At 70.9% G+C, this 6,936-nt stretch carries 8 protein-coding genes and 1 pseudogene; 4 read left to right on the top strand and 5 right to left on the bottom strand.

All coding sequences use genetic code 11. The annotated features are described in order from the left end of the window. The first annotated feature begins 276 nt into the window (after positions 1–276). Positions 277–1,758 carry an ankyrin repeat domain-containing protein gene (locus ABZY11_RS41825; RefSeq protein ID WP_356484189.1) on the top strand — a complete coding sequence of 494 codons (1,482 nt, stop codon included), beginning with the start codon at positions 277–279 and terminating at the stop codon, positions 1,756–1,758. Positions 1,759–1,967: 209 nt separating this feature from the next. Here the strand turns inward: ABZY11_RS41825 and ABZY11_RS41820 are convergent. From ABZY11_RS41820 to ABZY11_RS41810, 3 genes and pseudogenes are all read right to left on the bottom strand, one after another. Beyond that, a pseudogene (locus tag ABZY11_RS41820) lies at positions 1,968–2,177 on the bottom strand (transposase); the annotation flags it as partial. Between the two features lie 168 nt (positions 2,178–2,345). Next, positions 2,346–2,615, bottom strand: coding sequence for a hypothetical protein (locus ABZY11_RS41815; RefSeq protein ID WP_356484188.1), 270 nt, complete (start codon positions 2,613–2,615; stop codon positions 2,346–2,348). Positions 2,616–3,022: 407 nt separating this feature from the next. Beyond that, on the bottom strand, positions 3,023–3,397 hold the full coding sequence (locus tag ABZY11_RS41810) for a hypothetical protein (RefSeq protein WP_356484187.1): 375 nt from the start codon (positions 3,395–3,397) through the stop codon (positions 3,023–3,025). A 111-nt stretch (positions 3,398–3,508) separates the two neighbouring features. Between ABZY11_RS41810 and ABZY11_RS41805 the strand changes: the two genes are divergently transcribed. Beyond that, a complete protein-coding gene (locus tag ABZY11_RS41805) occupies positions 3,509–4,006 on the top strand; it encodes a hypothetical protein (RefSeq protein ID WP_356484186.1) in 498 nt (165 codons plus the stop codon). A gap of 191 nt (positions 4,007–4,197) precedes the next feature. After that, positions 4,198–5,061, top strand: coding sequence for a hypothetical protein (locus ABZY11_RS41800; RefSeq protein WP_356484185.1), 864 nt, complete (start codon positions 4,198–4,200; stop codon positions 5,059–5,061). Between the two features lie 35 nt (positions 5,062–5,096). Here ABZY11_RS41800 and ABZY11_RS41795 read toward each other — a convergent pair whose 3' ends face one another. Both ABZY11_RS41795 and ABZY11_RS41790 read right to left on the bottom strand, forming a co-directional pair. Beyond that, on the bottom strand, positions 5,097–6,362 hold the full coding sequence (locus ABZY11_RS41795; protein WP_356484184.1) for a hypothetical protein: 1,266 nt from the start codon (positions 6,360–6,362) through the stop codon (positions 5,097–5,099). After that, a complete protein-coding gene (locus ABZY11_RS41790; protein WP_356484183.1) occupies positions 6,350–6,667 on the bottom strand; it encodes a hypothetical protein in 318 nt (105 codons plus the stop codon). Before ABZY11_RS41790 ends, ABZY11_RS41795 begins: the two co-directional genes overlap by 13 nt. On the opposite strand from ABZY11_RS41790, the gene ABZY11_RS41785 reads away from it, so the two are divergent. Then, the coding region (locus ABZY11_RS41785) for a hypothetical protein (RefSeq protein WP_356484181.1) at positions 6,629–6,936 on the top strand (308 nt) is incomplete at its 3' end. The genes ABZY11_RS41790 and ABZY11_RS41785 overlap by 39 nt on opposite strands.

The following is a 6,936-nucleotide window of genomic DNA, read 5'->3' as shown; positions in this document are numbered from 1 at the left end:
CGGCGCCCTGTGCCGACCGATCGTTCTTCCCGTACAGGCCCCAGTCCCTCCCCGGTCCCGACCTCGGCCCATGGGGCCGAGTACATGGGGATTCCTCTACTACGTCCGGCGATGGCATCAGTAGAACTACGCAATCGGCTACGGAAACTCACGGAACCGGCCTGATCGCGGCCTACGGCCGACTTTGATGTGCTCTATGTGGTGAAGGGCCGGTCGGCCGACAAGCCCGGCCCTCTGTCAGAGGTACGTCCTACGGTCCTCACTGAGAGTGAATCGATGAGTGAATCCCTTTTTGCTGCCGTCATGCCTGTCGCCGGCGCGGACCCCGCCGAGCGTGCCGCACGGGTCCGTTCGCTGATCGCCGACGGGGCGGATGTCTCGGCACGGGACGAGCGGGGAGCCACTCCGCTGCACCAGGCCATGGAGGCGACGGGCGACGACGGCCCGCTGCCGTCCCTGGAGGTCATACGGGCGCTGCTGGAGTGCGGCGCCGATGTGCACGCCACGGACAGCGAGAGTGTCACGCCCGCCGGATGGGTCGTTGCACGCAGCGGTTCGGAGGCGGAGGCACGACGGGTGCGGCGTACGGTGGAGGTGCTGGCACTGCTCGTGGAGCACGGTGCCCGGCTGGACGGCTCCAACGGGCTCCGCTCCGGCGGATCGCTCGCCCACCACAGCGGCGTGGCCCAGCCCGTTTACGCCTTCCTGCTCGACCACGGCGCACCGATCGACGCGGCCGACGACCGGGGAGACACCCCGCTGCACGCGGCGGTCCGTGCGTGGAGGCCGGATCTGGTGAAGCTGCTGCTGGAGCGCGGCGCCGACACCGCCGCGGTCAACGGCCTCGGCAGGACCCCGCTCGGGTTCGCGCTGCGGCTGCCGGATTACAGCGAGAAGCAGCGGCAGCCGCGGTCGGAGATCGTGGCTCTGTTGGAGGCTGCGGGTGCTCCGGCGCATGTGCGGTATCCCGTGGTGGAGGGCGGGCCGCTGCCCATCGACATGGAGGCGCTGCGGCAAGTGGCCGGGGTGATACGTGCCGAGCAGGCCGCGGTGTGCGAGGCCGCCGGGGTCCCCTACGACGGTGGCGGGCTTGCCCAGCTTGTGGAGCCGGACCTCGACAGCTACCAGGAGCTCGCCGCCCAGTTGGGGGGCGGCATCGACCCCGACCTGATCGGCTTCGTCCCGGAGATGTGCGCCAAGGCCCTCGGCGACACCGGGGCCCCCCGCACCCTGCACGGTGACCAGCTCGTGGACACGCCGTTCTTCCACCACGGTGACCTGGTCGTGAAGGGACATCTCCATGTGGTGGCGCCCTTCGTGCTGACCGGCTCACTGACCGTCGAGGGCGTGCTGGCGGACTGCGGCCCCGATTCGGTCATGGCCGTCCGCGGCGATATCACCGCCCGCGGGGTGTTCACCGACGGCGACGTGGAATGCCGTGACATCCACGCCGAGGTCGTCTACGGCTCCTACAACGATGGCACGCTCCAGGCAGGCACGATCCGCGCCCGCCTGGTTATCGAGGACGAACACGAGACGATCGCGACCGTGAAAGCGGACCTCTACTTCGACACGTTCGACTACCAGCAGGGATACGGCGACGGCGTACAGGAGCAGCTGCGCGAACTCCTCGTGGACGACGTCTTCGCCGCCGACGAGGACGAGGACGAGGAAATGCTCGACCAGGCACTGCTCATGACCCGGCTGAGTGAAGGGCTGCCCGTCTTCCGCGCGGACGCGGCTCCCGAGGGCCACTGAACGAGCCGCCCCGCCCGGTACGGCGTCCGCCGGGCGCGACAGCACCGCGTACCGTAGTTGCCGGGCAGGTACTCGACGGTGAGATGGACCAGCGTCCACTCGACGAGGGGCAGTTGGCCCTCGTGGTTGGCCCAGGAACCACGGCGGTCCGGCTTGGGGTGCATCCGGCCCCAGCAGCGGGCGAGGACCTCGCCGAAGCGGTCGTGGGTGCCGGTCGACTCCTGGACCGGGGCGGGATGGGTGGCGGGGCCGGCGAGGCGGAACTCCGCTCCGTGGCGGGGCAAGCGTCCGGGATTGGTTCCGCGGCGCTTGCCGGCCGGTGCGTACATCACCCGGTCCGCGCGGATCCGCCCCAGCAGCCGTACCGGCTCCTCGCGCAGTAGCCAGGTCAGACGCACGAGGTCGTATCCGGAGTCCATGAATCGGGTCCGGGTAGCGGGTGCCTTCGGTGACTCAACGGGCCGACGCAGGGCCGGGATGCGCGGAACGCCATGCCCCGGCCGCTGCGCCGCGAACGCGGGCCGCCCCGGGCCCCAGGGAGACCCGGGGCGGCTGACAGGCGCTCAGAACGCCGCCCAAGGGGTGTTCTAGGCGGCGAAGCCGATGTTGGTGACGTACTCGTACTGGCCCCACTGGGATCCCAGGTCGCCGGGGTGGCGTGGGCGCAGCATCGTGGGGTGGCCGCGGTGGAGGTCCGCGTCCTTGGCGGACCATGGCAGCAGGCACAGCTTGCGGTGGTGCCGTCGGTGGACACCTGGCGGCAGTGGACCTGGCCGTGGCAGGCCACGCCCGGCAAGCACCGGCTGCAAGTACGTGCCACCGACCACACCGGCCAAGTACAGACAGGACAGGTGCACAAGCCACTTCCCGACGGGGCAACCGGCTGGCACACGATCAAGGTCACGGTTACCTGAGCGATTCCGCCGCGCGGGGTTCCTTCAGGGGCATGCATCCGGGGCTTGCCCCCCAGACAATGAATGAACCGGTTTTCCGGTGTTCCCGTTACGGCAGCACCGAAGGGGCAGGGCTGGTCGTGAACGAGCAGGCCGCAGGATGGGGCTTCCTCACCAACCACGCGTGCGTGCCGCTGGTCATCGCACGCGATCCCGCCACGCGCATCCGTGACATAGCCGCTGCCTGCCACATCCCGTCGCCGCCGAAGACGGGCGAGGGTCGTCGGCGACCCGCGCCCGCCGAGGGGCGTCAGTCGAAGCCGGGCGGCGTCTCGAACCCCGGGAGATGGGCGTCGGCGCGGCGCGCCAGCTCAAGCACGGTGCGGTCCTCCAAGTAGGGGCCGGTTCGCGATCCCGACCCCCGTGACGAGGTCCCAGGCCGGGCGGGTCTGGCCGTTCACCTCGATCGTCCGCACGTCGGGGCCCCCGGGCCGGTGGTCGTGCGGGATCGCCGGCGCCGAGAGGACCGGGCACATGAGCGCGTCGTAGTCGCGGAAGAACGCGGCCCACCGCCGCCGCAGCTGCGCCCGCGTTTCGTTCGCCGCGAGCCAGTCGCGGTGGCGCTGGACGAGCCCCCGCATGTGGCGCGGCCCGAGGTCGTCGGCGTCAGGCGGCATCGCCGCCAGAGCCGCTTCGATCCCGGTGACCTCCTCGTCGCGCACCCCGCCCGAGATCGCGGCCATCAACAGCGAGCGGTAAAGGCGGTCGCATTCCTCCAGCGGCGCCGGCCCCGGCCGCCGCTCAACGCGCGCGCCGGCTCGCTCCAGCCCGGCGACCGCCGCGGGAGGAAGACCGGGATGACGCAGGCCGCGGTGAGCGAGCTGGACGAGCGGGTGCCGGGGCGCCGTTGGACAGTGCGTCTGGACGCCGCTGGCCGGGGCAGTGCGGCCGTGCGCATCTCGTGCAGCCGTCCTGCCTGTGCCGAGCAGCGCCTGCCGTCCGCGGCCGCCGGCCGTGCGGCCGCCATCGCCCACCTCAAGGCCCACCTACGCGCCGCCCCCGCCCCCAGGCCCGAGGCGTACTGCGCATGCAAGCTGGAGGGCTGCCACACCCACCTTCCGGATACCGGCCGGCATACGCGTGCCGAACCCTGGCGGTGTGGCGGCCCGGTCGTCCTGGCCGTGATCACGGACCGGGAAGGACGCTGGTGGCAGGCCATGGAGTGCTGCTCCCGGTGCGCGGCCGCCACCCCCGGCGCCAAGACCGCAGCCACCTCCCAGCCTCCCAGCCCGCCAACCACCGGCCGCCCGGCTCCCACAGCCACGGACACCGGCGCGGGCACGAGCGGGCCGTAGTTCTCCGACCACCAGGCCGCCACCGGGACGGCAGTTCCGGCTCCCCGCTCGGTACCCGCACGGCGCCGCCCGCCGCAGGCGAAGATCGCCCAGCGGGTCATCCCCCACGACCTGCGGCCCGTCGCCCTGCGCGACGAACTCATCGAGCTCGGAGATCTCTCCGTGCTTACCAGCAGCGCCCCGAACCCGACTTGGCACTGCTCACCGACCTCCAGGAACGCAAGGCCCGCGCCTTCACCACCTGGGCCGATGTCACCTGCGAGGACGCGCTGCGGTGGGAGGCCCGACGCGCCGAGCAGGCCGCAGCCGCCACCCGCCTCCAACACCAGCAGCGCACCGGCACCATCACCGGCGGCATCACGGACAACGACAGGCCGGCCGTGACGCGGCTGCTGACCGTGGCAACACAGTGGGACCACACGCGTTCTGTCCTCGCGCACGTGGCCAACCACACCCCGCTGCCCGGCCCAGAGGCACGGCTGCTGGTACTCATGCTGACCCTGCGCACCGCGCACACCGGCACCGGCAACCTCGTCGGACAGGACCTCACCGCCCTGGGCCTGACCGACCCGCAGGACCTGGTCGAGAAGCTGACCGGCTGCGGCTGGCTCACCCTGCCCGGCACCGCCGAGGCCCTGCTCGCCTCCCGGCCGGAGAATCCCACCCCGATCACCGTCCCCTCCCTGGTGCCCCACGAGGACAAGGCGGGCCCGTTCACGTTCGGCAAGAAGATGCGGCCCAAGCTCTCCGGCTGGGCCCAGAAGGTCATCTCGGACAAGAAACTCCGCAAGGCCAAGGCCACCGCCGCAACCCGGCTGCTCGCCCTGACGCTGGCCACCCAGTCCGACACCCCGGGACGCCTCGGGCCCGACGGCCACGGCATCACCCTGAACGCCCTCACCGGCCTGGTCCCGGTCGATGCTGGCGAACTGCAGCACCTGGTCGACCAGCTGACACAAGCGGACTGGCTCACCGACGCCGCCCTCGCCGACACCCACCTCACCGGGCAGCTGACCGAACGCGTCCTCCCGCTCACCTGCCCCCTCCGGGCATGAGACACATTCTTTACGTCGTAAAGAGGGAGTTTCCTTCAGTGGACCGTTTCCACTGGAAACGGCATAGCGCCACGTTGGCCCGGCGACGCAGTGGCGGGTGCCTCAGCCCCACAGTTTGCGGGTGAACTCCTTCGCCCACTCCACCCGCTCGTGGTGCGGACCGTGGGGCACACACGGGGAGTTCGGGCCGGCCTTGCACTTCGGGCAGGTGACCTCCTTCGCATGCCAGGTCCGCGCCGCCGAGCCCGCGGTTTCCTGCGGTTCCCGCCCTCTCCTGCGCGGCCGAGGAGGCCGGGGTTCGGCCCGGTAGGCGGCGGGGGCACGACGTCGACGGCCTGCTGCTGGCGTTCGTTGCGGGCGACCTTCTGCTGCTCGCCGGGGCCAATGCGGTCGTCGCTTTGCAGGACGCGGCGCAGGCGTTCGTCGTGGGGAAGCTGTCGCTTCTCGCTGGGGCCGACGCGATCGTCGTTGTCGCACAGCTTGCCCGGTCCGGCGTGGCACCTCGGGCACGTCATTCGGTACCCGCGCGCCTCCAGGGCCGGCCGCACCGGCTCGGCAGGGTCCTCGACCTCTTGTCGAGCCTTCTTCTGTTGCCGAGCCATCTTTTGTGCGGCTTTCCGCTCGTCCAGGACCAGCTGCAGCCGCTCGTTGTGGCCGTCCTTGCGCAGTTTCCCGCTGCTGGGCCCCTCGACCAGCACACAGTCCTTGCCCTGCTGCGCGTTGCAGCGCGGACAGCTCTGCTGGATCCAGTACCGCCGCGCTACGCGCAGCTGCTCCCGCGGTCCTAGTGCCGCCCGCTTCTTCCAGACCTCCACACGCCGCGCTTCACCACGGGTCAGCAGTTCTCCGGCCGAGGCCGCGGACCGCAGGAGCTCCTCGACCTGATGGCGCAGGTCGGGTGTGTACGCGTCGTACCCGCGAAGGCGTTGGAGGGCGCTGCGGACCCGAGCCGCAGCCCTTTGTACTTCCTTCTCCGTGTCAGCTTCCGCTTCGACCGCGTCCCGAGTGAGGTCGTCCAGGCTCTCGAAGTACGTGGTCGCCCGCTCGTAGACGGCGGGTTCGGCGTCCGTGCGATCCTCAGATGCCGTCGCGTTGACGCGCATCAGAAGCCTGCGGACCCGCCCAGGCTTGTGCTCATCCACCGCCCTGTTCAGGTTGTCGAACAGCTTGCGGCGCTCCTCGTTCTGTTCGACCAGCCAGATCCTCGCGTGGCGGACGGCAGCCTCGAGCTGCTCGTGGAGCTCCCCGTCCATACCGGTCAGATCCTCGATGGCCCTGCACACCTGCTTCACCACGGGCACGGACTCGATCCGACGTGCATACACCAGTCGGCGCAGCAGGGCCTGGGCGGTGCCTCCGGCTCCGGCACCTTCCTCGCCTTGCCGGGCGACCACAGCGATGGACGCGGCGCTGTGCGGGCCTGGACGATCTTTTCAGCCGCTGGCGTCGACAACCCGCGCTCCGTCATCTCGCATTCGTCCAGAGCGAACCATTCGATCGGCCGGGCGAACGCCTCGGTCCCGATCTGCACGTGGCGCGCGGTGCCCACGCTGTTCAGGCGGATCCGGTGCACGTACCAGCGGCGGATCAGCGTTTCGCGGTCCACCGGCACCATCGTCCCGAGGACAGGCTCGACACCGTCACCGACCGCGCCCAGCACCTGCACACCGACATCGACGCCGCCGGGCTCCCCTTCCTCCACCGCTTCGTGGAGCTCGCCCTCGCCTTCCACCACGCCGTCCGCAGCGAGGACCAGGACCTGGCCGCCACCATCAGCCGCCTGCGCGAACTCACCGCCACCGGCGACTTCGCCTACTTCACCGACATCGCCCACTTCATGGCCGCCCTGCCCCTGCCAGAACCCTCGACCACCCG

The organism is Streptomyces sp. NPDC006510, assembly GCF_040611955.1.
Taxonomy (GTDB): domain Bacteria; phylum Actinomycetota; class Actinomycetes; order Streptomycetales; family Streptomycetaceae; genus Streptomyces.
Note: the sequence above shows the minus strand (reverse complement) of the source record. Positions and strands in the feature narration are given on the sequence as shown.